A 23,045-nucleotide genomic window follows, 5' to 3' on the forward strand; every position below is an offset into this window, starting at 1 on the left:
CCGGTCAGGCCTCTCCTTCCGCGAGCTGCCGGATGAGCCCGCCGTCGAGGACCATCCGCACCTGCCGTTCGGAGAGCCGGTGGCGGAAGGTGAACTCGGTCCCGTCGACCGTGCCCACGACCTCGTCGCCACCGGTCAGCTGGTCGTGCAGGTCGGAGAACGCCAGCGTGGCGCCCTGCGAGACCGCGTCGCGGTCGCCCTCCCCCGTGAACTCGAGGGCGAGGATCCCGAAGTTCGCGAGGTTCTGCCAGTGGATGCGGGCGAACGAGCGGGCGACGACGACACGCAGGCCGAGGTAGCGCGGGCAGATCGCCGCGTGCTCCCGGGACGAGCCCTGGCCGTAGTTCTCGCCGCCGACGATCGCGTGCCCGGTCGACTCCTTGATCTCCTCGGCGTTCGCCGGGTAGTCGGGGTCGATGCGCGTGAACGCGAAGCGGGCCAGCGCCGGGATGTTCGAGCGGTACGGCAGCGCCTCGGCGCCCGCGGGCGAGATGTCGTCGGTGGAGATGTCGTCGCCGACGGCGAGGAGCACCGGCACCTCGAAGGAGTCCGGGAACGGGTCGAGCTCGGGCAGCCCCGAGATGTTCGGGCCCTTGACCAGTTCCTCCTGCTGCGCCTCCTCGGGCGAGGGCGGCTCCTCGAGCATGCCCGGGATCACGCTGGGCTCGGGCAGGTCGAGGTCGCCCCAGGTGAGACCGAGCTCGTCGGCGAGCGCGCGCGGGTCGGTGATCTCGCCGCGCAGCGCGCTGGCCGCCGCCGTCTCCGGCGAGCACAGCCAGACCCGGTCGTCCTTGCCGCCCCCGGAGCGTCCCGGGAAGTTGCGGGGCATCGTCCGCAGCGAGTTGGTGCCCGGGGCGGGCGCCTGACCCATCCCGATGCAGCCGAGACAGCCGGACTGGTGGAGGCGGGCGCCGGCGGCGATGAGCGACGTCGTGCCGCCCCAGCGCGTGAGGTCGGCGAGGATCGGCCGCGAGGTCGGGTTGACGTCGAAGCTGACACCCGGGTGCGTCTGGCGACCGTCGACGATGCGCGCCGCGATCGCGAAGTCGCGCAGTCCCGGGTTGGCCGAGGACCCGATGACCACCTGGCCGACCGGCGTGCCGGCGACCTCGCGGACCGGGACCACGTCGGCCGGCGAGCCCGGCTGCGCGATGAGGGGCTCCAGCTCGGAGAGCTCGATGTGCTCGGTGACGTCGTACTGCGTGCCCTCCTCGGCCAGCAGCTCGGTGAAGTCGTCCTCGCGCCCCTCGGCGGCGAGGAAGCGGCGGACCTCCTCGTCGGCGGGGAACACCGTCGTCGTCGCCCCGAGCTCCGCGCCCATGTTGGCGATGACGTGGCGGTCCATCGCGGTCAGCCCGGCGAGGCCCGGCCCGTGGTACTCGACGATGCGGTTGGTGCCGCCCTTCGTGCCGTGGCGGCGCAGCATCTCGAGGATGACGTCCTTCGCCGAGCACCACGGCGGCAGCTCGCCGGTGAGCTCGACGCCCCAGATCTCGGGCATGACGATGCTCAGCGGCTGCCCGGCGATGGCCATGGCGACCTCGAGCCCGCCGACCCCGATCGCGAGCATGCCCAGCGACCCGCACGCCGGGGTGTGCGAGTCCGACCCGATCATGGTCTTGCCCGGCGCCCCGAACCGCTGCATGTGCGTGGGGTGCGAGACGCCGTTGCCCGGCTGCGAGTACCAGAGCCCGAAGCGGCGCGCGGCCGAGCGCAGGTAGGCGTGGTCCTCGGCGTTCTTCTCGTCGGCCTGTAGGAGGTTGTGGTCGACGTACTGCACCGACACCTCGGTCTGCGCCCGGTCGAGCTCGAGCGCCTCGAGCTCCTGCATGACCAGCGTGCCCGTGGCGTCCTGCGTGAGCGTCTGGTCGATCCGCAGGGCGATCTCCTCGCCCGGCGTCATCTCGCCGTCGACGAGGTGGGATGCGATGAGCTGGTGTGCGACGCCGTGCGGCATGGAACCCTCCCCGGAATCTCGTGACGGACGGTTACCCCATTCGGAGCGCAACGCAGTCCCCCGGCCACGCGTCCACGGCTGGGGAGGGACCGGCGACTACTGTCCCGGTCGCAGGGCACCGATCGAGGGGGCGTTCGGAGGGTGAGCACGGACGCCCGGACCCGGGACACGCAGCACCCCGGTGACGTGCCCCCGCACCGCGGGACCCCGATCCGCTCGGTCGCCGCGCTGACCGCGGTCGTCGCCGGCCTCGTCGCGATCGTCGGCGCGCTGCTGCTGCCCTTCGCGCCGGTCAGCGTGAGCACGCCGCAGGTGAGCTGGCCGCCCGACCCCCGCGTGCCGGCGCCGACGATGCTGATGCTCACCGCCTACGAGCCCGCGACGCTGGAGGCCCGGTTCAGCTGCCGCACCGCGCGGGCGGCGGCCGGGAGCCCCGACGGCGTCGTCCTCGCCACCATGGGCCCGGAGTCGCCCGACGCCGAGGCGGAGGCGCTGACGGTCGTCTCCCGGGACGGCGGGGTGCGCATCCGCAGCGGCGGCGCCGACCTGTTCGCCGGGCCGCTCCCGCCGGGCGACTGCGGGTTCGTCGTCACCGGGGAGGGCACGACCGTGCGCGTCGCGCTCGACGGCGCGGTGCTGTCCACGACGGGGCCGCGACCGGCCGTCGTCGACCCCGACGAGCTCCCGGACTCGGCGCCCCTCCACGAGCCGATCAGCCCGATGCCCGAGGTCGACGTGCTGCGGACCTCGGCACCGCCCTCGCCGCTCGCGACCCCCGACGACCTGTCGGTGCGCCTCGACCTCGACGATGCCTTCGCGCACTCGCCGGCCCCGCTGAAGACCGCGCTGATCGTGGTGACCGTCGCGGCGCTGGTGGTCGGTGCCGCGGCGATGGGCCTCCTCGCGGTCCTCGCGGCGCGGTCGGACCCGTCGCACCGCTTCCCGACGGTGGCGAGCATCCGTCGCCGGCTGAGCCGCCGGGCGGGCGCCGCACCGTTCGGCCTGCGTCCCCGCGTGGTGGACGTGGCAGTGCCCGCCGTGCTCGTCGCGTGGCTGTTCCTGGCCCCGCTGACCGACGACGACGGCTACTACAGCGCGATGTCGGCCAACGTGCCCTTCTCCGGATACGTCTCGAACTACTTCCAGCTCTTCAACCAGGGCTACACGCCGTTCTCGTGGCCCTACTACGCCCTGTCCTGGTGGGAGGGCGTCGTCGGGTTCGGCCCGGTGATGCTGCGGCTGCCGGCGCTGGTGCTCGGGATCGGGACCTGGTTCCTGGCGCGGGCCTTCGTGTCGTCCACGCCCCTGCTCGGGCCCCGGGGGCTGTCGGCCTGGTGGGCCCCGGCGCTGGCCCGCCTCGCGCTGGCCGCGGCGTTCCTCGCGTGGTGGCTGCCCTACGACATGGGGGTCCGCCCCGAGCCGGTCGTCGCGTTCTTCACGGTGGCGACGCTCGTCGCGGTCGCCGAGGGCCTGGAGCGCCGCCGGCTCGCGCTGCTCGGGCTCGCGGTCGGGCTCGCCATGGCCGGGCTGATGGCCGCCCCGACCGGCTTCATCACGCTCGCCCCGCTGGTCGCCGCGGCGCCCGCGGCGTGGCGGCACATCCGGGAGCGCTCCGCGACGCCCTGGGCGGCGGCCGGGCGCTGGGTGGTCGTGCTCGCCCCGGTGGCCGTGGGCAGCCTGCTGGGCTTCGCCGATGGGACGTACGGCGACTTCGTCCGCTCCCAGGAGATCTTCGCGCCGATCCAGCGGCCGCAGGTCTGGTACGAGGAGGTGCTGCGCTACGAGGCGCTCCTCGACACGATGAGCCACCACGGCTCCTACGCCCGCCGCACCGCGCTCCTGGTCTGCTTCCTCGCGCTCGTCTGGTTCCTGGTCCTGCTCGTGGCGGCCCGGGCGCGGGACCTCGTCGTCCCGGGGCGTCTCCCGCTGGCCGGCTGGTCGACGCTGCTGGCCTTCGCGCTGCTGCTGCCGACCCCGAGCAAGCCGACCCACCACTTCGGGGCGTTCGCCGGTCTCGGCGCGGTGCTGATCGCCCTGGTGCTGGTCGAGGCCCCGCGCCTGCTCGCCGGGATCGACCGGCACCGCCGCGTACCCCAGGTCGCGCTGGTCGCCGCCGGGGTGTCGGCCGTGCTGGTCTTCGCGCTCGCCGGGCACGGCCGCGCCCTGTGGCCCTACGACTGGGGGCTGGGCCGGCCCGCCGCCGGCGACTTCCCCTCGGTGCGGGGCCTCGAGTTCGACCAGCCGCTGTGGTGGGCGCTCGGGCTCGCGGCCGTGACCGCCGCCGTGTGGCTCCTCGCGCGGTGGCGGGCGCCGCACCTGCGGCGCCTCGCGCTCGCGGTCGCCGTCCCGGCGACGGCCTGCGTCCTGCTGCTGGCGGTCACGGCCTGGACCCTCGGCGACCTCGGCCGCGCGACCGCGCGCACCGCCGACGGGTGGTCCCCGCAGATCGACGCCCTGCGCGACCCCGTGGGCACCCGCTGCGGGCTCGCGCAGCAGATCGACGTCCTCGACCCCCGCAGCTCCCGGCCCCTGCCGCCGGCGGTCGTGCCCGCGCTCGCGCCAGCGCCCCCGGTCCCGGCCCTCGACGACCCGGAGGCCCCGGCGCCCGAGGAGCGCACCGAGCCGTTCGTCCCCGGCGCCTTCTTCCCCCGGAGCCCCCTGCCCCCGGACGTCCCGCCCGGCACGCCGGCGTGGGGCAGCTTCCTCGTGCCCGGTCCGGACGCGAACGCCGACGCCCGCCGGGGTGCCTTCGCCACCGACTGGTTCCGCCTCCCGGCGCCGGAGCGCAGCGGCGCGGTCGTCTCCGTGTCCGGGCGGACCGGGGACGACGTGTCGCTGCGCGCGGAGTACGGGCGGCTCGGCCCCACCGGCGTCGTGCCGGTGGGCGGCACACCGGTGGCGACCGAGGACGAGTCCGTGGCCTGGCGCCCCGTGGCGCTCACCGGCGACGCGGCCCCGCCCCCCGGCGCCGAGGTCGTCCGCCTCATCGCGGACGACCGCAGCGCCTCGACGGGCGGCTGGCTGGCGTTCACCGCGCCGATGGAGCGCCCGTGGGTGCCCCTGCAGCAGTACCTGCCGGCGGACGCGCCCGTCGGGCTGCCCTGGCAGATCGGCTTCCTCTTCCCGTGCCAGCGCCAGCCGCGCCAGCAGGACGGGATCACCGAGCCGGCCGTCGCCGCCGTTGCCTTCGGTGCCACCGTCGACGACGCCCTCGCGGACTGGACGTACGACCCCGGCCGCGGCGGCCTGCTCGGCCACGCCGGGCGCGAGGCGCCCGGCGGTGAGCCCACCCTGCTGACCACGCGCGTCCGCGGCGTCGGCGACGCGATCGACGACGTCCACGTGTTCGACCTGCGTCCGCCCTACCCGGCGGACGGCTACGACCTCACCCGCGATCGGCGGACGGAGTCCGGGCTGCCGTGACTCAGCCGGGCTTCGCGGCCGCCTGGGTCACGTAGTTCTCGACGACCTGGCGGGCCTCGTAGATCGTCCGGGCGCTGCCCCAGGCGTTCGGGTCGAGGCGGTTGTGGGTCCACCCGCCCGGCAGCAGCCGGGTGCCGAGGCTGAGGTGGCCGACCTCGCGGTGCCAGAGGATCTCGGACTGGAAACCGCGCGGATCGTCCCAGTGCCAGGAGTACCCGTAGTCCTCGGACTGCTCGAAGACCTCGACCCCGTCGATCTCCATGGTCCTATGATCGGCAACCGCCGTTCTTTCCACGCGCGGCACTCGGAGCAATTCTTGCGGCGCCCGGAGGAACCGTGACGGTCTACGTATCACTTCCCCAGATCCCGCTGACGCTCAAGTTCGAGGAGGACCTCGGCGCCGTGGTGGACCGCTTCCACCAGCTGATCACCGACGGCGAGGTCCACCGGTACGCCCTCTCCGAGAACCAGGCGGTGCTCGTCAACTACGGCGTGATCGCCTCCGCGACGTTCTCGGAGGGCCCGCGCACCCTCGAGGTGACGGAACTGAACCGCGGGCTGTCCGCGCGCCTCGACGACTGACGCGCCGCGGAGGTGGGTCGTCCGGAGCATCGCGTTCCGCCGGCGCGGGTCCGAAAGTCACCCGCTCGGCGACCTGAGCGTGACGGACACGACCGCGTTGATTACCGTACGGAACATGCAACGCGTGGTAGGGCTCATCGCTCTGGCCCTCGTGCTGTTCTGGATCATCGACTCGCCGGCCACCGCCGCGGCGACGGTCACCAACATCCTGGCGATCCTCGTCAGCTTCGCCGAGTCGCTCGTGCTGTTCGTCCAGAGCCTCTTCTGACGCTCCTCCCCGCCGGCACGTGTGCGCCCCGTGTCCTGCCGGGCACCCGCGCCCGTCCCGACCCCACAGGGTCACGAGCGCGAGAGGAGAACGATGCAGCAGCAGGAGTTCGTCAGTGCGGTCAAGGAGAGCCTCGACCTGCCCGACAACCAGAGCGCCGAGCGGGCCGTGCGCGCCACGCTGACCGTCCTCGGACAGCGCCTCGAGGGCGGCGAGGCCAAGGACCTGGCCTCGCAGCTGCCCGGCGGCCTGGCCGACGCGCTGCCCGCGCAGGGCGCCGGCGAGCGGTTCGACGTCGACACCTTCTACCAGCGGATCGCCGACCAGGAGGGCGACGGCGTCACGGTCGCGCAGGCCCGCCAGCACGCCCGGGCGATCGCCAAGGGGCTGGAGACCGCCCTGTCCGACGGTGAGTGGCAGAACTTCACGAGTCAGCTCCCGAAGGACTTCCAGGACTTCCTCGGCACGGAGCCCGTCGAGAAGCACTAGGCGTTCGCGGCCGCTCCGGCGCGGCGGGCGATGTCCATGACGTAGTCGCCGTAGCCGGAGCTGGCCTGGCGCTCGCCGAGGGCGTAGGCCTGGTCGGGGGTGATCCAGCCCTTGGCGAGGGCGATCTCCTCGAGGCAGGCGAAGCGCACGCCCTGGCGGTGCTCGAGGACCTGGACGTACTGGCTGGCCTCGATCAGCGATTCGTGGGTGCCGGTGTCGAGCCAGGCGAACCCGCGCCCGAGGTCGATGAGCCGGGCGTCGCCGCGCTCGACGTAGGCGCGGTTGACGTCGGTGATCTCGAGCTCGCCGCGCGCGGAGGGGGTCAGCGTGCGGGCGATGTCGAGGACGTCGTTGTCGTAGAAGTACAGCCCGGTGATGGCCCGGTTGCTGCGGGGCCTCGCGGGTTTCTCCTCGATGGACAGCAGCCGCCCGGTCTGGTCGGCCTCGCCGACGCCGTAGCGGCCGGGGTCGCGCACGGGGTAGCCGAACAGCACGCAGCCCTTCTCGGCGTCGAGGGTTGCGGCGGCGTCGCCGAGGATCCGGGCGAAGCCCTGGCCGTGGAAGATGTTGTCGCCCAGCACCAGGGCGGCGCTGTCGTCACCGACGTGCCCGGCGCCGATGAGGAACGCCTCGGCCAGCCCGTTGGGGGCGGGCTGCTCGGCGTAGGAGAACGACACCCCCAGCTCGGCGCCGTCGCCGAACAACCGGCGGAACGCGGGCAGGTCGACCGGGGTGGAGATCACCAGGATCTCGCGGATCCCGGCCAGCATCAGCACCGAGATCGGGTAGTAGATCATCGGCTTGTCGTAGACCGGCAGCAGCTGCTTGGACACCGCCCGGGTCACCGGGTGCAGCCGCGACCCGCTCCCGCCAGCGAGCACGATGCCCTTCACGACGCGCCCCAATTGTTGTCGGCCCCCTCGACGACCGGGCTGCGACCGATCAGCGGGCGCCACCACGCCTCGTTCCCGCGGTACCAGTCGACGGTCGCGGCGATGCCCTCGTCCCACCCGACCCGCGGCGCCCAGCCGAGCTCGCCGCGCAGCTTGGTGCTGTCGAGCAGGTAGCGCCGGTCGTGGCTGGGCCGGTCCGGCACGATCGTCTTCAGTTCGGGTCCCAGGCCCAGGGCGCCGAGGACGCTGTCGGCGATGCCCTCGATGTCGACCTCGTGCCCGGAGCCGACGTTGTAGGTCTCCCCGACCCGCCCGTGGTGGATCACCGCGTCGATGGCGCGGGCGTGGTCGTCGACGTGCAGCCACTCGCGGCGGTTCTTCGTCGACGCGTAGAGCGGCAGCGGCTCGCCGGCCAGCGCGCGGGTGGTGAACAGCGGCACGACCTTCTCCGGGAACTGGAACGGCCCGTAGTTGTTGGCGCAGTTGGTGATCGTCACCGGCACGTCGTAGGTCAGCCCGTAGGAGCGCACCACGTGATCCCCGCCGGCCTTGGCCGCGTTGTACGGGGTGCGCGGCCGGTACGGGGACTCCTCGGTGAACGCCTCCTCCACATCGAGGGGCAGGTCGCCGTAGACCTCGCAGGTCGATATGTGGTGGAACCGGGCGACCCCCACCCGCCGCACCGCCTCCAGCAACTGCTGGGTGCCCATCACGTTGGTCGCGAAGAAGTCCCCCGGGCGCAGGATCGCCAGACTGTTGTGCGACTCGGCGGCGAAGTTCACCACCACGTCCACCCCGCGGCTGCGCAGCAGGTGGGCCACCAGCTCGGTGTTGCCGATCGACCCGTGCACGAACTCCACGCCCGGCAGACCCTCGACGTTGCCCCGCACCCCGGCATAGGTCAGCGCGTCCAGCGCCACCACCCGGTCACCCGGATGCTCGCGGCGCCAGTACCGCACGAAGTTCGACCCGATGAACCCCGCGGCACCGGTCACCAGAACCGTACTCATCGTCTCCCTCGGCCGGGCGTGACGGCGATCCTCCCACGCACGCTCCTAGGCTCCGCGGTCGTGGAGAGCGAGGAGATGGCGGTCCCGGGCGCGTGGAGGTTCACGCCGCCGGTGTTCCCGGACGCCCGCGGGGTGTTCGCGGCGCCGTTCCAGGGCCGGCATCTCCGGGCCGCCGTCGGGCACGACCTCGCGGTGGCGCAGGCCAACACCAGCGTGTCGCGGCGCGGCGTGCTGCGCGGCGTGCACTACGCCGACGTCCCGCCAGGACAGGCGAAGTACGTGCACTGCGTGGCCGGCGCGGTCCTCGACGTCGTCGTCGACCTGCGCGTCGGGTCCGCCACCTACGGCCGGTGGGACGCCGTGCGCCTCGACCCGACGACGATGTCGGCCGTCTACCTCGCCGAGGGCCTCGGGCACGCCTTCCTGGCCCTCGAGGACGGCACCGTGACGAGCTACCTCTGCTCGACGCCCTACGACCCGGCCGCCGAGCACGGCGTCGATCCGCTCGACCCCGTGCTCGACCTGCCGTGGGAGCAGTACCTCGCGCGCGAGGACCTCGTCCTGTCCGACAAGGACCGGACGGCGCCCACGCTCGCGCAGGCCCGCGCAGCCGGCGCGCTGCCGACGGCGGAGGCGTGCCGGGCGTGGGTCGCCGGCCTGGGGTAGGTCAGCGCGTGGCGGCCGGCGGCGCGACGGGGTCGGCGTCGGCGTCCGCGTCCGCCCCGGGGAGGTGGACGTCGGTGATGACGATGTTCAGCTCGACGACGGTGACGCCGGCGATCTCCTCGACGGCCTTGGGCACGTGCCGGCGCAGCGCGCGCACCAGCTCGCGGGCCCCGACGCCGTACTCGATCTCGACGTCCAGGCCGACGTGGGCGGTCTGGTTCTCGAGCTCGACGCGGACGCCCGCGGTGTTCTCGGTGTTGCCGGTCAGCGTCTGGCGCACGGCGCCGACGGCCCGCGACGTGCTCCCGCCGAGCGCGACGACACCGGGGATCTCGCGTGCGGCGAACGCCGTCACCTTCTGGACCACCGAGGGCAGCACCTCGGTGGTGCCCTCGACGGTCGTCGGGTCGCCCGCGGCGCCGGGGACGGAGGTGGCGGTCGGGGTGGGGCTGGACGGGGTGCCGCCCGGACGCTGAGCGCTGGTCATGTGCCCCAGGTACCCCGCGACGACGGAGCGGAGTCCGCCCGTTCGGCGACTCTCGTCAGCGGTCGCGGGGCAGCAGCGGGCCGAGCGGGCCGAGGTCGAGGTTGAGGTCGGCCGCGGTGAGCCCGAACTGCTCGGTGAGCTCGTCCATCGCGTCCGCGAGGTGCATCAGCGACGTGCCGAGGTCCTCCTCCTCCTGCTCGGTGAGGTCGCCCTGCTCCACCCGCCGGATCGCCTGGCGCTCCATGAGCTGGCGGAGCAGCTCGACGATCGTCAGCACGAGCTTCATGAGGTCCCGGCGAACCGCGTCCTTGTCGATCTCGATGCGGTTGGCGCGCGCGTGGCCCGGCTCCTCGGCGTCCTCAGCCACGCCCGGCCTCCAGCTCCCGGTCGGCGCGTTCCGCGCGGGCCGCGAGGGTGCCCGGGCGCTCCACGGGCGCGATCGACACGATGAGCGCCCGCAGCGAGATGCGCACGAGGTCGACGCCGGCCAGCGAGATCGTCAGGTCGCCGGTGAGCACGACGCCACCGGCCAGGAGGCGGTCGAGCAGGTCGACGAGCGCGACCTCCTCGTCCCCGAACAGCGACGTCGCCCGCGGTTCGAGCTCTCCCGAGCCCGGCCCCGTCACGACGCGCCCTGCGCCGCCTGCGCGAAGGAGTAGGGCACCCACGGGCCGGTGACCTCCACGCGGATCCGCGGGTGGTCGTCGAGGGACGCGACCAGGGCGCGGAGCTCGTCGGCCCGCTCGACCGGCAGCAGGTAGGCGTGGTTGAGCACCATCGGGTCCGACCGCCCCGACAGCTGCGCGTCCTGCAGGCGGTGGGCGCGGGTCGCGGCCGCGAGCGCGGTGACCGCGGCGTCCACCTCGGCGGCGGCCGCGCGGGCGTCATCGAGCGAGGTCTCGCTCTCGCGCAGCGCCTGGCGCCGCTGCCGCAGGTAGTCCGCGCCGGACCTCGGCCTCGCCGTCTCCCCCGCGGCGGCGGCCGCGCCGCCCTTGCGGGCATAGATCTTGAGGCCGAACTCGGCGCGGCCCGCCAGCTGGTCGAGCACGGCGCCGAACGCGTCCCCGCCCTCGGCCAGCACCGCCCGCACCCGCTCGTCGTCGAAGTAGACGGTCGCGAGCGCCAGCGGGGCGACGAGGTGGTCGCGTCCGAGGGTGTCGACGACGTGGTGGTGCGCCCGCGCCGTCGCGGCCAGCCACTCGAGGTCCTCCAGTCGCTCCTCGAGCGCCCGCTCCTCGAACTCGCCGCGGTCGACGTCGCCGACGACCGCCGTCACCCCGGCCGCCGTGAGCAGACGGACGGCCCCGCCGCCGACGCCGGTGAGGCCGTCGACGGCCCCCGGGTCGACGTCCCGGGCGAGCGCGTACACGTAGGTCAGCGTGTCGCTCACCCGTCGGTCCTCCGGCGCCGTTGGCCCTCCTTCTGGCCCCCGCCGCCGGAACGCCTGCGTCGCGCGGGCTGCGGTTCGGGCTCGGGCTCGTCCTCCACGATCTCGGCGTCCTCGACGTCCTCGGGGTCGTCGGCCGCGTCCCCGACGTCCTCGAGGTCCTCGTCGTCGCCCTCCTCGAGGGCCGGAGCCTGCCCGTTGCGGCCCTCGAGCGCCTCGAGCCGCTCGCGCAGGCGGCGGTTCTCCTCCTCGAGCTCCTGGTGCCCCGAGGAGAGGGTGGGGTCGCGCTCCCACCAGTCGATGCCCATCTCCTTGGCGCGGTCGACCGACGCGACCACCAGCCGCAACTTGATCGTCAGCAGCTCGATGTCGAGCAGGTTGATCTGGACGTCGCCGGCGATGACGATGCCCTTGTCGAGGACGCGTTCGAGGATGTCGGCGAGGTTCGTGCCGTCGCCGCCACCGCCCTGCCGCGCGGGTGACCCGCCCGCCGCCTGGTTCGGGGTCGACGGCATCTGCCCGGTCCAGCGCACCGGGTCGTTCATGGGTTGCTTCCTTCCGTGTCCCCCGCGTCCCCCGCCGTCACTCGTCGTCGCCGCGACCCCGGGTGTAGCGCTTGACTCGGTGGTAGCTGATGAGCTCGCCGTCGGAGTCCATCTCGGCCTCGTAGGTCGCGAGGATGTCCGCAGTCTCGGGGATCTTGCGGCTCTCGACCACCTCGAGCCCCACCACGAAGCCGTCGTCCGTGCGACGCACCGACGTGATCGTCTCGGTCTCCTTGCCGCTCATCTCCTGCACCTGCTCGGCGGCCCACCGCGCGATCTTGCGAGCCGGGATCTTCTTCGGCTGCGCGGGCTCGGGTTCGGGCTCCGGCTCGGGCTCGGGCTCCGGTTCGGGTTCGGCCTCGGCCTCGTCGGCGAGGTCCTCGTCGTCGTCCTCGAGCTCGTCGTCGACGTCGGCCTCGTCGTCCAGGTCCTCCGCCTCGTCGACGTCCAAGTCGTCGGCCTGGTCGACGTCGTCGGCGTCCTCGTCGGCGTCCTCGCCCTCGGCGTCGTCGACGTCCTCCGGCTCGTCGACGTCCTCGGCGTCGTCCAGGTCGTCCGGCTCGTCGAGGTCCTCGGGCTCCGGCTCGGGCTCGGGTTCCTCGCGGCGGCGACGACGCCGCGGCTGGTCCTGCTCCGCGGCCGCCCCGTCGCCGGACCTGCGGCGGCGCGGGCGCTCCTCGTCCGGCGCGTCGTCCCCCGCCGGCCGACGCCGTCGCCGCGGCCGTTCCTGGTCCGCCGGCTCTCTGCTGTCCGCGGTCCGGCGGCGGCGCGGGCGTTCCGCACCGTCGTCCGGCGCGTCCTCGGGCGGCCGACGCCGACGGCGGGGCTTCGCCTCCGCATCACTGTCGGAGCCCTCGTCCGCCGGCTTGCGCCGACGCCGCGGCCTCTCCTCCGCATCACTGTCGGAGCCTGCCTCCGCCGGCCGGCGCCGACGCCGCGGCTTCTGCTCCGCGTCGCCCTCGGAGCCCGCGTCCGCCGACGTCCGCCGACGCCGCGGCTTCTCCTCGGCCGCCGAGTCGTCCGCCGTACGCCGGCGACGGCGCGGCCGCTCCTCCCCGGCGTCACCGGAGCCCTCGTCCGCCGGCTTCCGCCGACGCCGCGGCGTCTGCTCCGCGTCGCCCTCGGAACCCGCGTCCGCCGGCTTCCGCCGACGCCGCGGCTTCTCCTCGGTCGCCGAGTCGTCCGCCGCACGCCGGCGACGGCGCGGCCGCTCCTCGCCCCCGGCCTCCGGCGCGCTCCCGTCGCCGTTGCCGTTCGCGCGGCGACGGCGGGGCCGTTCCTGGTCGGTGAGCGGGGGGTCGCCGCGGTCGTCGGTCGTGTCGTCGGCCGCCACCTCGCGGTCGGCGGAGCGCGTCACGCGCCACCCCCGCCCACGAGGCGCTGCAGCAGGACCTCCTGCTGCTCGTCACGGTCGTCCTCGGTGATCTCGCCGCGCTCGAACGCCGCGTCGAGCTCGTCGATCTGGGCCCGGATGACCGCGGGGTCGTTCATCTGGTGGTCGACCTGGTCGGCGATCTTCTCGCCCACCCACGCGACCCCGCGGACCGGTGCCAGGGGAAGGAGCAGCAGCTCGGTGAAGAAGCCCACGTCGCCCTCAGGCCTGCGCTTCTTCGGGCGCCTCGAACTCGGGGAGGAAGTCGAACGCCGCGGTGGGACCGATGAGGCGCAGCTCGATCCGTCCCGACCAGGCGTCGCCGAGCTCGTCCACGGCCCGCTCGAAGTCGCTGCGGTGGTCGGTGCGGATGAGGAACGCGAGGTGCACGGCGCCGTTCTCGCCCCCCGCCTCCTTGACCTCGGTCGCCACCGCGAACTTCGAGAGCGCGTCGACGCACGCCTGCGCGTCGTCCGCCCGCAGCTGGTCCATGGCCTGCGAGATCGCCTCGCCGAGCTTGATGCGGTCGTAGTAGCTGGCGTCCTCGTCGACCCCGGCGATCTTCTCGCGCAGGGTCTGGATGCGCGGGTCGGCCTCCACGATGCGCGTCAGCACCGCGTTCTGGTCGTAGTCGCCGCGCAGGCGGAACTCGAGGTGGCCCTCGAGCTGCTCGAGCGCCCGGACGAAGTAGTCCTGGTGCGGTGCGAGCAGCTCCTCGGCGACGGCGTCGTCGTCGGTGACGACGGCGCCGAACCGCATCGGGAGCACCGGGGTCTCCTGCGCGATCGCGTTGAGCACGGCCTCGTGGGCCATCAGGTCCTTGCGCGTGCCCAGCGCGCGGTCGGCCGCGACGTCGCTGACGACCGCGGCGAGCCGACCCTCCGTGACGAGGCCGAGCTGGTTGCCCTCCTCGCCGTACGGGATGGGGTCGAGCCCGTCCGGGATCCGCACCCCGGCCGGCACGATGCCGTAGATGTAGGACGCCCGGGTGCCGCTCTTGGCGCCCTGGGAGGAGTTCTCGGTGGTGGTCACGCCGCCCCCCTCACGCCTTCTCGCGGTTGCTCTGACGCTCACCGCGCACTTCGTCCCACTTCTCCTTGCCGGCGTCGAGCACGCCCTTGGTCTTGCCCTTCGCCCCGCCCTGGGTGGCGCCCTCGGTCATGCCGCCGACGACCTGCCCCAGGTCCTTGCCGCCCTTGGCGTGCAGGTCCAGGCGGTTGGTCGCCTCGGCGAACCGCAGGTAGGTGTCGACGCTGGCCACCACGATGCGGGCGTCGATGGTGAGGATCTCGATCCCGACCAGTGACACCTTGACGAACGCATCGATGACGAGGCCTTTGTCCAGAATGAGGTCGAGGACCTCGGCGAGCCCGCCCTGCGGCTCCTTCTGCACGCCTCCGCCTTGCCGTTGGCTGACGGTCACCGTGCCCCCTCTCTACGACGACGGGGTCCGGCGCCGGCAGGTGCCGGCGCCGGGAAACGATCGTGTGACGGTCGGCCCGGCTGTGTGCTCAACCGGGAAGCGCTTCTCAGGCCGGGGTGCGCTGGCGGCGCGAGCGACGACGGGGACGCTCGTCCTCGTCGGCCTCGGCACTGTCGTCGGCCGTGTCCTCGGCGGGCTCGTCCTCGAGCTCCTCGTCCGCCTCGTCGAGATCGTCCTCGGCCTCGAGGTCCTCGTCCAGATCTCCGTCGGCGTCCTCGTCGGACAGCTCGTCGTCGTACTCGTCCTCGAGCTCGTCCTCGTCGACGTCGTCGTCCTCGGCGACCAGGTCGTCCTCGTCCTCGAGGTCCTCGGCCTCCTCGTCGGCGGCCTCGTCGTCGTAGGCGTCCTCGTACTCGTCGCCCTCCTCCTCGGCGGCGCGCTGCTCCTCCTCGAGGGCCTCTTCGTGGGTCTTGACGACCTCGCTGTCACGGATCTCGCCGCGCCAGCCCTCGAGCTCCTCGCGGTTGATCAGCGTGTCCATCATGACGTGGCGGCAGAAGTGCTTGAACTCGAGACGCGCACGGCGACCGACCGCCCGCCACAGGTTCCCGGTCTTCTCGAAGAATCCCTGCGGGTAGTACTCCATGATCAGGACGATGCGCGTGAGGTTCGGCGCGAGCTCACTGAACGTGACGATGCCGTCCGCGGATCCCTTCGCCCCCGACGAGACCCACAGGATGTGGCTGTCGGGCACCTGCTCACGGATCGTGGTCTCCCACGAACGACGCGACCAGAAGACCTTCGCGGTCCAGGTGACCTTCTCGTCGGACTCCTGGTTGACCGTCTCGACCTTCTTCATGAAGCTCGGGAAGTCGGCCATCTGGGTCCACTGGTCGTACGCGACGCGCAGCGGCACCCCGACGTCCTGGACCTCGTAGATGTTCATGAACTTGAACTTGCCGCGACCGCTGGTGTTGCCACCCCCGCTGCCGCTGCCGCCCTCGTCGCTGTCCTCGTCGCTGTCGTCGCCGCCCATGCCGAGCGCTCCCATGGCCTTGTCCTTGACGGCCGAGAACCCGCCCTTGAGCGCGCCGCCGACGCCGCTGCCGCCCTGCAGCATCGACCCGCCGGCGCCCAGCGCGGACTGCAGGCCCACGCTCGGGTTCTCGGCGACGTCGGTGAGCTTGCTGGTGAGGCCCTCGACCTGGTCGAGGGCAGCACTGACGGCGCGGTCACCCGCCGCCTTGAGCAGGGCCGTGGCGGCCTGCTTGAGTCGGTCCACCGGCAGCATGTCGGTGAGCGAGCCGGAGGACTCCGACGCGTCGGCGTCGGGCCGGTGCCCGTTCGTCGCGGCGCTCGGTTCGGTGGCTGCCTCAGTCATCGCGCTTCGCCGCCGTCCGTCGCGAACCGGAGCCGGCCGTCGCGCGGCTGCGCGAGCTGCCGCCCTCGGAGGAGGACGCGCTGGACCGGGACCGGCCGCCCGAGCTCTTGCGCGTCGAACCGTTGCCCGACCGCGACGCCCCCGAGGACGACTCACCGTCGTCCGAGGACGAGCTGCGGCGACGACGCTCCCCGCCCGAGGAGCTGCTCGACGAGCCACCCGAGGAGGACGACTTCGACGAGCGCCGGCGACCCGAGGAGCCCGAGCTCGCCGCGGCCGGCTCCGGCTCCGGCTCCGAGGCGGTGTCGACGTCCTCGTCGCCCTCGTCGACGCCCTCGTCCTCGTCGGCGGTCTCCTCCGCGACGTCCGCACCCTCGTCGCCCGAGGCCTCCTCCGAGCGCTTGCGCCGGCCGCGGCCCGAGAGCCCGCGGGCGGTGTCGCCCACCGCGCCACCGACGGCGCCGCCGGCGGTCGAGGCGGCGTCGCCGACCGCGCCACCGGCCTGGCCGACGGCGTCACCGGCCGCACCGGCGGTCTCGCCGACGGCCTGCCCGGCGGCACCCGCCGCCTCGGTGGCGGGCTTGCCGAGGTTCTCGACGCGGTTGACGAGGTTGTCGGTCAGCGACTCCATGCGCGAGCTGGCGACCGCCAGCGCCGCGTCCTTGCCGGCCTCCAGCAGCCGCCCACGCACCGCGCTGTCGAGCTTCTGGAGCTCCGGCGAGGACTGGACGAGCTTGGAGACCATCCCGAGCAGCGCCGCCGGGTCCGTGGAGATCTTCTTGCCCGCGAGCGCGCCACCCAGCATGATGGCGAGCTTCATTTTCTTCGTGCGGCCCAACAGATAGCCGCCGATGACCGCGAGGGCCAATTTCAGGCCGGTTCCGGGCACCGAACACCTCCGAACGCATTTGGTCTCACCTGTTGCGGTGGACCACAGCCCGCCGCCATCGAGCCGGACATTACATCGCGCCGTTCTCGAAAGCGCTAGACCGGGAAGATCAAATTTTCGGTGGGCCGTTCGCCTCAATTGGAGATCACCGGGGAACGAAGCAGGGTCACGCAATCGGCCGTCACACCGACAGCCAAAACCTCGCGCCCGTTCTTCCCGACGAAGTTCGTCGGAATGCCAGATCGTTCTGGGCTGAACGCGTGATCTACGTACGCCCCGCGGTCGTTCGACGACGGAGCGAAACCGCTGCGGACACCGAGAGACGTCGTGCCGCTCCCTCGCACGGCGCTGTCGATCCCGCCGCCCGAGGGCACCAGACCTACCCGGGACGGCGCAACCGCCCGACCGACTGATGCCGGACAGTGCTCAGGGGTGAGTGAGGGTTCAGTCGTCCTCGGCGGCGGCCACGACGGCGTCGACCGCCCGCCGCATCGCCCGCCAGGCGCGCACCCGGGCGCGGGCGATCCGCGTCCCCAGAATGGTCAGCCGATAACGTCGGCGGTCGGTGTCGACGCGCTCGACGAGCCCGTGGCGCGCGAGGTGGTGCAACGTGCGCTGCAGCGTGGTCGGGGGTGGCGCCAGACCGCCCGCGCTGTCGTCGCGCAGTCGCGCCGCGAGCTCCCGCCCGTCGGCCGGACCGCGGCCCAGGGACACGAGGACGAGCAGCTCGACGTGTTCCCGGGACGCGACGCGCGCCGTGCCCCAGCGACGGTTGGCGACGCCCGTGGTGGGCGCGCCACGCCGGCGCGTGCGCGGGGCGGGCACGAGGTCCGCGGCGTGCGGGGCCGCCACCGGGGTGTCGGCCTCGGGTGGCGCCTCGACGGTGTCGACGGGCTCCTCGGCCGGCACCGCGTCGGTGGCGTCGACGGCGTCGTCGAGGGCGTCGTCGATCGCCTCGTCGCCGGGCTCGCCCGGCACCGGCGTCGGGGCGCCGGTCTGTTCGGTGCTGCGTCGCGGGCGCGGCGGCAGGATGCCGCGCAGGCTGGACGTCGCGGGACGCCCGAAGGCGCTGCTGAGGTCGGGACCGTCCGGGCCGTCGGGACGCTCGGACCGGTCGGCGGCGAAACTGGGCTCGGCGGTCACGGGGTGGCCTCCTGCTCGGGGCGGGCGTCCAGGCGCGCGGACTCCGTCGTGGATTCCTCGGTGGCGCGCAGGAGCGTGAGCAGCTCCACGCCGAGGTCGCGGTAGTCCCCCGCGACGCTGGCGGCGGTCGGCGAGAGGCGCCGCGCGCTCCCCCCGCCCTCGCGCAGGGACGCCCACCACGCCGGCTGGGCGGCCACCTCCTGCTCGAGCTCGTGCGCGAGCCTGCCGAGGCGGCGGGCGTCCTGGGCGGTGCGCTCCGCGTGGCGGATCGAGGTCGTGAACAGCGGCGAGTGCCCGCCGAAGGCCTCCTCGACGGCCTCGCGGACCTCGGCGTGCACGACGCGCGACCGCGAGCCGGTGGCGAACAGCACGGCGCCGAGCAGCCCGAGGTCGGGGTTGAGCTCGCGGGCCAGCTCGAAGCGCTCGCCGACCAGCCGCATCCCGACCAGACCGCCGCCGTCGGACTTGGTCGGCATCAGCACCCACCGGGCCGCGGCGAGCGCGAGGTCGGTGAGGATCGTCGTCTCGGGCGGGCAGTCGACGAACACCAGGTCGTAGTCGCCCGCGACGGGCGCGAGGACCTCGGCGAGGGCCAGGAACGCCTCCCGCCCCTGTTCCTGGACGCGCGAGACCATCAGCGGCACGAGGTCCACCAGCCGTGCCCCGCCCGCGACGACGTCGAGCCCGGGGCGCACGCCCTCGACCGGGCGCAGCGGCGTGCCGGCGACCACCGACACGAGCAGGCCGGCGCCGCGGTCGTCGGCGGGTCCGTCGCGGAAGCCGAGGTCGTCGGCGAGGTTGGCCTGCCGGTTGAGGTCGACGAGCAGGCACCGGTACCCGGCCGCGGCGAACTGGCCGGCGAGGTTCGCGACGAGCGAGGTCTTCCCGACGCCGCCCTTGTCGTTGACCATCGCGATGGTCCGGGTGAGGGCCTCGCGGTCGATCCCGGGAGCCGGTTCCTCCGGCGCGAGAGGGGGTACCGGCTCGACCGGACGGACGGCTCGCGTCGCCCGACGTCGGCCGCTGGTGGTGCGGGCGGCGCGGCCCGCCGGTCCGGTCATGCGGCGAGGGTGCGTCCCGACTCCCGCCCCGGCAAGGCCGACACCCGCCACGCCACCCGCTTGGCTCTGCACGGCGGCAGTGACCCGGCGCCATCGGCCCAGCGCGCTGGGATGGACGGCGTGGCGGCGTCACCGACCGTCGTCGGCGTCCTCCTGCTCGTAGACGTCCGGCACGTCGTCGTGGTCGCGGTCGACGCGCTCGCGCTCGTGGATCCGGCGGTGCACCCGGTTGCGGTGACGCAGCACGACGGTGGCGAGGAGCGCGGCGAGCAGCGACGCGGTCAGCACCCCGATCTTCACGTGGTCGTCGGCGGCCGAGCCGGTGCCGAACGCCAGCTCGCCGATGAGCAGGGAGACGGTGAAGCCGATGCCCGCGAGGAGCGACAGCCCGAGGACGTCGGTCCACCCCAGCTCCTCGGAGAGCTCGGCGCGGGTGACCCGCTGGACGAGCCAGGTGGCGCCCATGATGCCGACGACCTTGCCGCCGACGAGCCCGGCGACGATGCCGAGCGTGATCGGGTCGGCGAAGGCCGCGCCCAGCCCGCCGCCGATCACCGTCACGCCGGAGGCGAAGAACGCGAAGACCGGCACGGCCACCCCGGCCGACAGGGGCCGCCAGCGGTGCTCGAAGTGCTCGGCGAGCCCCGGGCCGGGCCCCTCCTTCCGGCGGATCACGGGCACCGCGAAGCCCAGCAGGACGCCCGCCACGGTGGCGTGCACCCCGGACTCGTGGACGAGCACCCACGTCAGCACCGCGAGCGGCAGCAGCAGCCACCACGAGCGGACCCGGCGCTGCACCAGCACGGTGAACGCGGCGAGCGGCAGGAGCGCGAGCAGCAGGGGCACGATCTCGAGGGAGTCGGTGTAGAAGAGCGCGATGATCGTGATGGCGAGCAGGTCGTCGACCACGGCCAGCGTGAGCAGGAAGGTGCGCAGCGCGTCGGGCAGGCTCGAGCCGATGAGGGCGAGCACGGAGAGGGCGAACGCGATGTCGGTGGCGGTCGGGATCGCCCAGCCCGCGAGCCCCTCGCCGCCGGCGTTGATCGCGGTGTAGATGATCGCCGGCGCGATCATGCCGCCCACCGCCGCGGCGATCGGGAGGAGCGCGCGCGAGGGGCTGCGCAGGTCGCCCGCCACGAACTCGCGCTTGAGCTCCAGGCCGGCGACGAAGAAGAAGATCGCCAGCAGGCCGTCGGCGGCCCACGTCGCCAGGCTCAGGTCGAGGTGCAGCGCGGCGGGCCCGACCCGGAACTCGGCGAGCGCGGTGTAGGCGTCCCGCCAGGGCGAGTTGGCCCAGAGCAGGGCCAGCGCGGCGCCGACGAGCAGCAGGATCCCGCCGACCGTCTCGCGCCGGAGGATGTCGCCGATGCGGCGGGTCTCGGCCCACGAGCGGCGCGCGAAGAGGCGGGGCGTCGACCGGGTCACGAAGGGTCCTCCGGCGGGCAGGCGGCAGGGACTGCCGACCAGACTTCCCGGCGCACCGACGTGAACTCTACGTCACCGTGCTCGCCGCCCACCGGATCGAGCGTGTGGCGCTACGGACACTGGGTGTCTGCGGTGGCCCACCGCTGACATCTCGGGCGCTAACAGACGGTGTTCGGCGGGGGGAGGGTCGTGTCGACGAGGTACCGGTTCACGGCGTCGTCGACGCACGGGACGCCGTTGGTGTAGACGGTGTGGCCCTCGCCGCGGTAGCTCAGCAGCACCGAGCCCGGGAGGCGCCCGGCCAGGGCGACGCTGTTCTGGTACGGGGTGGCCGGGTCGTTCGTCGTGCCCAGGATGAGCATCGGGGGGCCGGTGTAGCCCTCGAGCGGCGTCAGCGGCTGCTGCGGGGCGGGCCAGTCGGCGCAGGTCAGGCCGCTGACGAGCACGTTGCCCGAGAAGTGCGGGGCGCGCAGCTCGGTGGCGCGGGCGGCCGCGAACACCTGGGCGTCCTCGGTGGGCCAGGCGTTGTCCAGGCAGGTCACCGCGTTGTAGGTGTCGGAGTTGCTGCCCCGGAAGTAGGCGGTCGCGAGCGCGCGCATCGGCGTGCCGTCGCCCCGGTCGGCCGCGGCGAGGGCCGAGGCGAGCTGGGGCCAGCTCTGCTCGCTGTAGAGCGGGTAGACGACGCCGATCTCGAGCAGCCCGGCCGACAACGGCGTCGTGCCGGCCACCGGCAGCGGGGCGGCGGTGACGCGGGCGCGCACGCGGTCGAGGGTCCCGATCGGGTCGGCGCGCACCGGGCAGGTCGGGTTCGCGCGGCACGCGGCGTCGAACTGCCGCAGCGAGTTCTCGAAGCTCTCGGCCTGCGCGGAGTCCAGACCCGGCTTGCTGACGTCGACCACGCCGTCCAGCACGATCGCGCGCAGGCGGTCCGGGAAGAGCTGGGCGTAGGTCTGGCCGATCGACGTGCCGTAGGAGAAGCCCAGGTAGTTGATGCGGTCCTCGCCCAGCGCCTCGCGGATGCGGTCCATGTCGCGGGCGACGTTGCGGGTGCCGAGGTGGGGCAGCAGGTCGCGGTAGCGCTGGCCGCACGCCGCGTCGTACCGGTCGACCGCGTCGTTGGTGGCGGCCTCGTCGGCGGGGTCGCCGGGGTCGGGGTCGCCGTCGTAGGGGGTGTCCGGCCCGAGCGGGCACTGCAGGCCGGTGCTGCCGCCGACGCCGCGCGGGTCGAAGCCGATGACGTCGAAGCGGTCGGTGACCTCCCGCGGCAGGACGCCGGCCTGGACGATCTCGATGCCCGACCCGCCGGGGCCGCCGGGGTTGACCAGCAGCACGCCGACCTTGGCGGCCGGGTCCGTCGCCGGGCGCCGCGCGATGGCGATCGGCATCGTCGGCCCGGTCGGGTTCGCGTAGTCGACCGGTACGGCCACGGACGCGCACTCCAGCCCGCCCGGGCACGGGGCGAACCGCGCCCCGCCGTCCGGGCCCGGGGGCGGCGACGCGGCCGAGGCCGACGGGGACGTCGACGACATCGGGATCGGCGGCACCCCGGGCTCGGGGCCGCGCGCGCACCCGGCGAGGGCCAGCGCCGCCGCGGCCACCACGAGCACGCTCCGCAGCCGCCGTCGGGGACGACCGGGGCGGGGCGCGCCGGACCGGGCGTGCGGTTGCGCCATGTGCCACTCCTGCCGTTCCCCGAGCACCCGATTGCGCCGGGCGGCCCATCATGCCCGGCCGCCCGACGGAGCTGCGGGCGGCTCCGGTGTCGCCCCGGTGAGCCGGCCCGGCACCTCACTCACCCTGCGTGGAGGGCGGATCCCCCTCACGGCCGTGGTTAGACCGGGCGGCCACCGACGACCCTCCGTCCATGCACGGGACGGCGGGCACCGAGACGCGCAGCGTCGTGCACGAGGTCGCCCACGAGGTGGTCCGCGCCGCGGATCTGCGCGCGCTGCGGACCGACCTCGTGGAGTGGGTGCGTGCGATGGCGGCGAGCACCCGTGAGGCCGGACCCGACCAGGCGCTCACCGAGCGCCTCGAGGACGTCGCCACCGCCTTCTACGAGGCGCTGACCAACGTCGTCGACCACGCCTACCCCGAGGGCGCCGGGCCCGTCCGCGTGACCGCCCGGCTCGCCGTCTCCGGCTCGCCCGGGCAGCCGTGGCTCGAGATCGCCGTGTCCGACCGCGGCGGCTGGCGCCCGCCGCCCGCGGACCCGGGGCACCGGGGTCGGGGCCTGCTGCTGCTCTCGGGGCTCACCGACGGTCACGACCTGCAGCACGAGGCCGAGGGCACGCGGGTGCGCCTGTGGTGGCACGCGCCACCGTGACCTGGCTACCGTCCCTGCCCATGAGGACACCCGAGCTGGTGCTGGTGCCCGCGCTGGTGGGGCTGCCGGCGGCGCAGGCCCACGAGGTCGCGATGGCCGCGCGGGTGGTGGCCGTCGACCCCGACCCGGACACGCCGCCGACGGTCGAGGGCACGGTGACGGCGCAGCAGCCCGACCCGGGCACGCGCGTGCCGGCCGGTGAGGCCGTGACGATCTGGGTGGAGCCCGATTCGGGCGGGGGCGGGGGCGGCGGCAACATGCCGCGCATCGAGCCCGACAAGCCGCTCGACGGCGCCGGGACCAACTGAGGGGTCCCCA

General features: G+C 74.0%; 25 protein-coding genes and 1 pseudogene. 7 read left to right on the plus strand and 19 right to left on the minus strand.

Going from position 1 to position 23,045, the window contains the following annotated elements:
• Positions 1–4 precede the first annotated feature (4 nt).
• Positions 5–1,957, minus strand: coding sequence for an aconitate hydratase (locus ACFPK1_RS26425; RefSeq protein WP_378023938.1), 1,953 nt, complete (start codon positions 1,955–1,957; stop codon positions 5–7).
• Between the two features lie 141 nt (positions 1,958–2,098).
• On the opposite strand from ACFPK1_RS26425, the gene ACFPK1_RS26430 reads away from it, so the two are divergent.
• Entirely contained in the window at positions 2,099–5,380 is a 3,282-nt protein-coding gene (locus ACFPK1_RS26430) for an arabinosyltransferase domain-containing protein (RefSeq protein ID WP_378023939.1), read from the plus strand.
• Between the two features lies 1 nt (position 5,381).
• Here the strand turns inward: ACFPK1_RS26430 and ACFPK1_RS26435 are convergent, their stop codons facing one another.
• The gene (locus ACFPK1_RS26435; protein ID WP_378023940.1) at positions 5,382–5,642 is read right to left on the minus strand and encodes a hypothetical protein; all 261 of its coding nucleotides are present in this window, start codon (positions 5,640–5,642) and stop codon (positions 5,382–5,384) included.
• Between the two features lie 74 nt (positions 5,643–5,716).
• Here ACFPK1_RS26435 and ACFPK1_RS26440 point away from each other — a divergent pair, with 74 nt between their 5' ends.
• The 3 genes from ACFPK1_RS26440 (at position 5,717) to ACFPK1_RS26450 (ending at position 6,719) form a co-directional block, all read left to right on the plus strand.
• Positions 5,717–5,962, plus strand: coding sequence for a hypothetical protein (locus ACFPK1_RS26440; RefSeq protein WP_378023941.1), 246 nt, complete (start codon positions 5,717–5,719; stop codon positions 5,960–5,962).
• Positions 5,963–6,077: 115 nt separating this feature from the next.
• The gene (locus ACFPK1_RS26445; RefSeq protein ID WP_378023942.1) at positions 6,078–6,230 is read left to right on the plus strand and encodes a hypothetical protein; all 153 of its coding nucleotides are present in this window, start codon (positions 6,078–6,080) and stop codon (positions 6,228–6,230) included.
• 93 nt (positions 6,231–6,323) lie between these two features.
• Positions 6,324–6,719, plus strand: a complete 396-nt coding sequence (locus ACFPK1_RS26450; protein WP_378023943.1) for a DUF2267 domain-containing protein — start codon at positions 6,324–6,326, stop codon at positions 6,717–6,719.
• On the opposite strand, the gene rfbA is transcribed toward ACFPK1_RS26450, so the two are convergent.
• Both rfbA and rfbB read right to left on the minus strand, forming a co-directional pair.
• Positions 6,716–7,612 (minus strand): glucose-1-phosphate thymidylyltransferase RfbA, encoded by an 897-nt coding sequence (gene rfbA / locus ACFPK1_RS26455; protein ID WP_378023944.1) that lies wholly within the window; start codon positions 7,610–7,612, stop codon positions 6,716–6,718. The two genes, ACFPK1_RS26450 and rfbA, sit on opposite strands and share 4 nt — an antisense overlap.
• Positions 7,609–8,622: a dTDP-glucose 4,6-dehydratase gene (gene rfbB / locus ACFPK1_RS26460; protein WP_378023945.1), complete on the minus strand. Its 1,014-nt coding sequence runs from the start codon at positions 8,620–8,622 to the stop codon at positions 7,609–7,611. Before rfbB ends, rfbA begins: the two co-directional genes overlap by 4 nt.
• Positions 8,623–8,682: 60 nt before the next feature.
• Here rfbB and ACFPK1_RS26465 point away from each other — a divergent pair, with 60 nt between their 5' ends.
• Positions 8,683–9,288, plus strand: a complete 606-nt coding sequence (locus ACFPK1_RS26465; RefSeq protein ID WP_378023946.1) for a dTDP-4-dehydrorhamnose 3,5-epimerase family protein — start codon at positions 8,683–8,685, stop codon at positions 9,286–9,288.
• A gap of 1 nt (position 9,289) precedes the next feature.
• On the opposite strand, the gene ACFPK1_RS26470 is transcribed toward ACFPK1_RS26465, so the two are convergent.
• The 15 genes and pseudogenes from ACFPK1_RS26470 to ACFPK1_RS26540 form a co-directional block, all read right to left on the minus strand.
• Positions 9,290–9,775: an Asp23/Gls24 family envelope stress response protein gene (locus tag ACFPK1_RS26470; protein ID WP_378023947.1), complete on the minus strand. Its 486-nt coding sequence runs from the start codon at positions 9,773–9,775 to the stop codon at positions 9,290–9,292.
• Positions 9,776–9,830: 55 nt separating this feature from the next.
• Entirely contained in the window at positions 9,831–10,142 is a 312-nt protein-coding gene (locus tag ACFPK1_RS26475; protein ID WP_378023948.1) for a gas vesicle protein K, read from the minus strand.
• Positions 10,135–10,401 (minus strand): gas vesicle protein, encoded by a 267-nt coding sequence (locus ACFPK1_RS26480; protein WP_378023949.1) that lies wholly within the window; start codon positions 10,399–10,401, stop codon positions 10,135–10,137. Before ACFPK1_RS26480 ends, ACFPK1_RS26475 begins: the two co-directional genes overlap by 8 nt.
• Complete coding sequence (locus ACFPK1_RS26485) at positions 10,398–11,165, minus strand: GvpL/GvpF family gas vesicle protein (protein ID WP_378023950.1); 768 nt, start codon at positions 11,163–11,165, stop codon at positions 10,398–10,400. Before ACFPK1_RS26485 ends, ACFPK1_RS26480 begins: the two co-directional genes overlap by 4 nt.
• Before the next feature lie 116 nt (positions 11,166–11,281).
• A pseudogene (locus ACFPK1_RS26490) lies at positions 11,282–11,677 on the minus strand (gas vesicle protein); the annotation flags it as partial.
• A 67-nt stretch (positions 11,678–11,744) separates the two neighbouring features.
• Complete coding sequence (gvpO, locus tag ACFPK1_RS26495; protein WP_378023951.1) at positions 11,745–13,064, minus strand: gas vesicle protein GvpO; 1,320 nt, start codon at positions 13,062–13,064, stop codon at positions 11,745–11,747.
• The gene (locus ACFPK1_RS26500) at positions 13,061–13,294 is read right to left on the minus strand and encodes a gas vesicle protein GvpG (protein ID WP_378023952.1); all 234 of its coding nucleotides are present in this window, start codon (positions 13,292–13,294) and stop codon (positions 13,061–13,063) included. Before ACFPK1_RS26500 ends, gvpO begins: the two co-directional genes overlap by 4 nt.
• A 7-nt stretch (positions 13,295–13,301) precedes the next feature.
• Positions 13,302–14,111, minus strand: coding sequence for a GvpL/GvpF family gas vesicle protein (locus ACFPK1_RS26505; protein WP_378023953.1), 810 nt, complete (start codon positions 14,109–14,111; stop codon positions 13,302–13,304).
• Between the two features lie 10 nt (positions 14,112–14,121).
• The gene (gene gvpJ, locus ACFPK1_RS26510; protein WP_378023954.1) at positions 14,122–14,502 is read right to left on the minus strand and encodes a gas vesicle protein GvpJ; all 381 of its coding nucleotides are present in this window, start codon (positions 14,500–14,502) and stop codon (positions 14,122–14,124) included.
• A gap of 106 nt (positions 14,503–14,608) precedes the next feature.
• Positions 14,609–15,883, minus strand: coding sequence for an SRPBCC family protein (locus ACFPK1_RS26515; RefSeq protein ID WP_378023955.1), 1,275 nt, complete (start codon positions 15,881–15,883; stop codon positions 14,609–14,611).
• Positions 15,876–16,703 (minus strand): hypothetical protein, encoded by an 828-nt coding sequence (locus ACFPK1_RS26520; protein WP_378023956.1) that lies wholly within the window; start codon positions 16,701–16,703, stop codon positions 15,876–15,878. The genes ACFPK1_RS26515 and ACFPK1_RS26520 overlap by 8 nt, the downstream gene beginning before the upstream one ends.
• A 513-nt stretch (positions 16,704–17,216) precedes the next feature.
• Entirely contained in the window at positions 17,217–17,915 is a 699-nt protein-coding gene (locus ACFPK1_RS26525; protein ID WP_378023957.1) for a PadR family transcriptional regulator, read from the minus strand.
• On the minus strand, positions 17,912–18,976 hold the full coding sequence (locus tag ACFPK1_RS26530) for a ParA family protein (RefSeq protein ID WP_378023958.1): 1,065 nt from the start codon (positions 18,974–18,976) through the stop codon (positions 17,912–17,914). The genes ACFPK1_RS26525 and ACFPK1_RS26530 overlap by 4 nt, the downstream gene beginning before the upstream one ends.
• A 129-nt stretch (positions 18,977–19,105) precedes the next feature.
• Positions 19,106–20,401 carry a Na+/H+ antiporter NhaA gene (nhaA, locus tag ACFPK1_RS26535; protein ID WP_378023959.1) on the minus strand — a complete coding sequence of 432 codons (1,296 nt, stop codon included), beginning with the start codon at positions 20,399–20,401 and terminating at the stop codon, positions 19,106–19,108.
• Positions 20,402–20,559: 158 nt separating this feature from the next.
• Positions 20,560–22,074, minus strand: a complete 1,515-nt coding sequence (locus ACFPK1_RS26540; protein WP_378023960.1) for an alpha/beta hydrolase — start codon at positions 22,072–22,074, stop codon at positions 20,560–20,562.
• Between the two features lie 191 nt (positions 22,075–22,265).
• On the opposite strand from ACFPK1_RS26540, the gene ACFPK1_RS26545 reads away from it, so the two are divergent.
• Both ACFPK1_RS26545 and ACFPK1_RS26550 read left to right on the plus strand, forming a co-directional pair.
• Positions 22,266–22,727 (plus strand): ATP-binding protein, encoded by a 462-nt coding sequence (locus tag ACFPK1_RS26545; RefSeq protein WP_378023961.1) that lies wholly within the window; start codon positions 22,266–22,268, stop codon positions 22,725–22,727.
• A gap of 20 nt (positions 22,728–22,747) precedes the next feature.
• Complete coding sequence (locus ACFPK1_RS26550) at positions 22,748–23,035, plus strand: PASTA domain-containing protein (RefSeq protein ID WP_378023962.1); 288 nt, start codon at positions 22,748–22,750, stop codon at positions 23,033–23,035.
• Positions 23,036–23,045 lie beyond the last annotated feature (10 nt).

Source organism: Actinomycetospora rhizophila (genome assembly GCF_042657905.1).
Classification (GTDB): Bacteria; Actinomycetota; Actinomycetes; order Mycobacteriales; family Pseudonocardiaceae; genus Actinomycetospora; species Actinomycetospora rhizophila.

Excerpts from the sequence above, each read along its gene's own strand:
- ACFPK1_RS26520 (WP_378023956.1), bottom strand. The coding sequence starts at position 16,703 with ATGAAGCTCGCCATCATGCTGGGTGGCGCGCTCGCGGGCAAGAAGATC.
- ACFPK1_RS26550 (WP_378023962.1), top strand. The coding sequence starts at position 22,748 with ATGAGGACACCCGAGCTGGTGCTGGTGCCCGCGCTGGTGGGGCTGCCG.
- ACFPK1_RS26540 (WP_378023960.1), bottom strand. The coding sequence starts at position 22,074 with ATGGCGCAACCGCACGCCCGGTCCGGCGCGCCCCGCCCCGGTCGTCCC.
- ACFPK1_RS26425 (WP_378023938.1), bottom strand. The coding sequence starts at position 1,957 with ATGCCGCACGGCGTCGCACACCAGCTCATCGCATCCCACCTCGTCGAC.
- ACFPK1_RS26435 (WP_378023940.1), bottom strand. The coding sequence starts at position 5,642 with ATGGAGATCGACGGGGTCGAGGTCTTCGAGCAGTCCGAGGACTACGGG.
- ACFPK1_RS26470 (WP_378023947.1), bottom strand. The coding sequence starts at position 9,775 with ATGACCAGCGCTCAGCGTCCGGGCGGCACCCCGTCCAGCCCCACCCCG.
- ACFPK1_RS26530 (WP_378023958.1), bottom strand. The coding sequence starts at position 18,976 with ATGACCGGACCGGCGGGCCGCGCCGCCCGCACCACCAGCGGCCGACGT.
- rfbB (WP_378023945.1), bottom strand. The coding sequence starts at position 8,622 with ATGAGTACGGTTCTGGTGACCGGTGCCGCGGGGTTCATCGGGTCGAAC.
- ACFPK1_RS26445 (WP_378023942.1), top strand. The coding sequence starts at position 6,078 with ATGCAACGCGTGGTAGGGCTCATCGCTCTGGCCCTCGTGCTGTTCTGG.
- ACFPK1_RS26450 (WP_378023943.1), top strand. The coding sequence starts at position 6,324 with ATGCAGCAGCAGGAGTTCGTCAGTGCGGTCAAGGAGAGCCTCGACCTG.
- ACFPK1_RS26515 (WP_378023955.1), bottom strand. The coding sequence starts at position 15,883 with ATGACTGAGGCAGCCACCGAACCGAGCGCCGCGACGAACGGGCACCGG.
- ACFPK1_RS26545 (WP_378023961.1), top strand. The coding sequence starts at position 22,266 with ATGCACGGGACGGCGGGCACCGAGACGCGCAGCGTCGTGCACGAGGTC.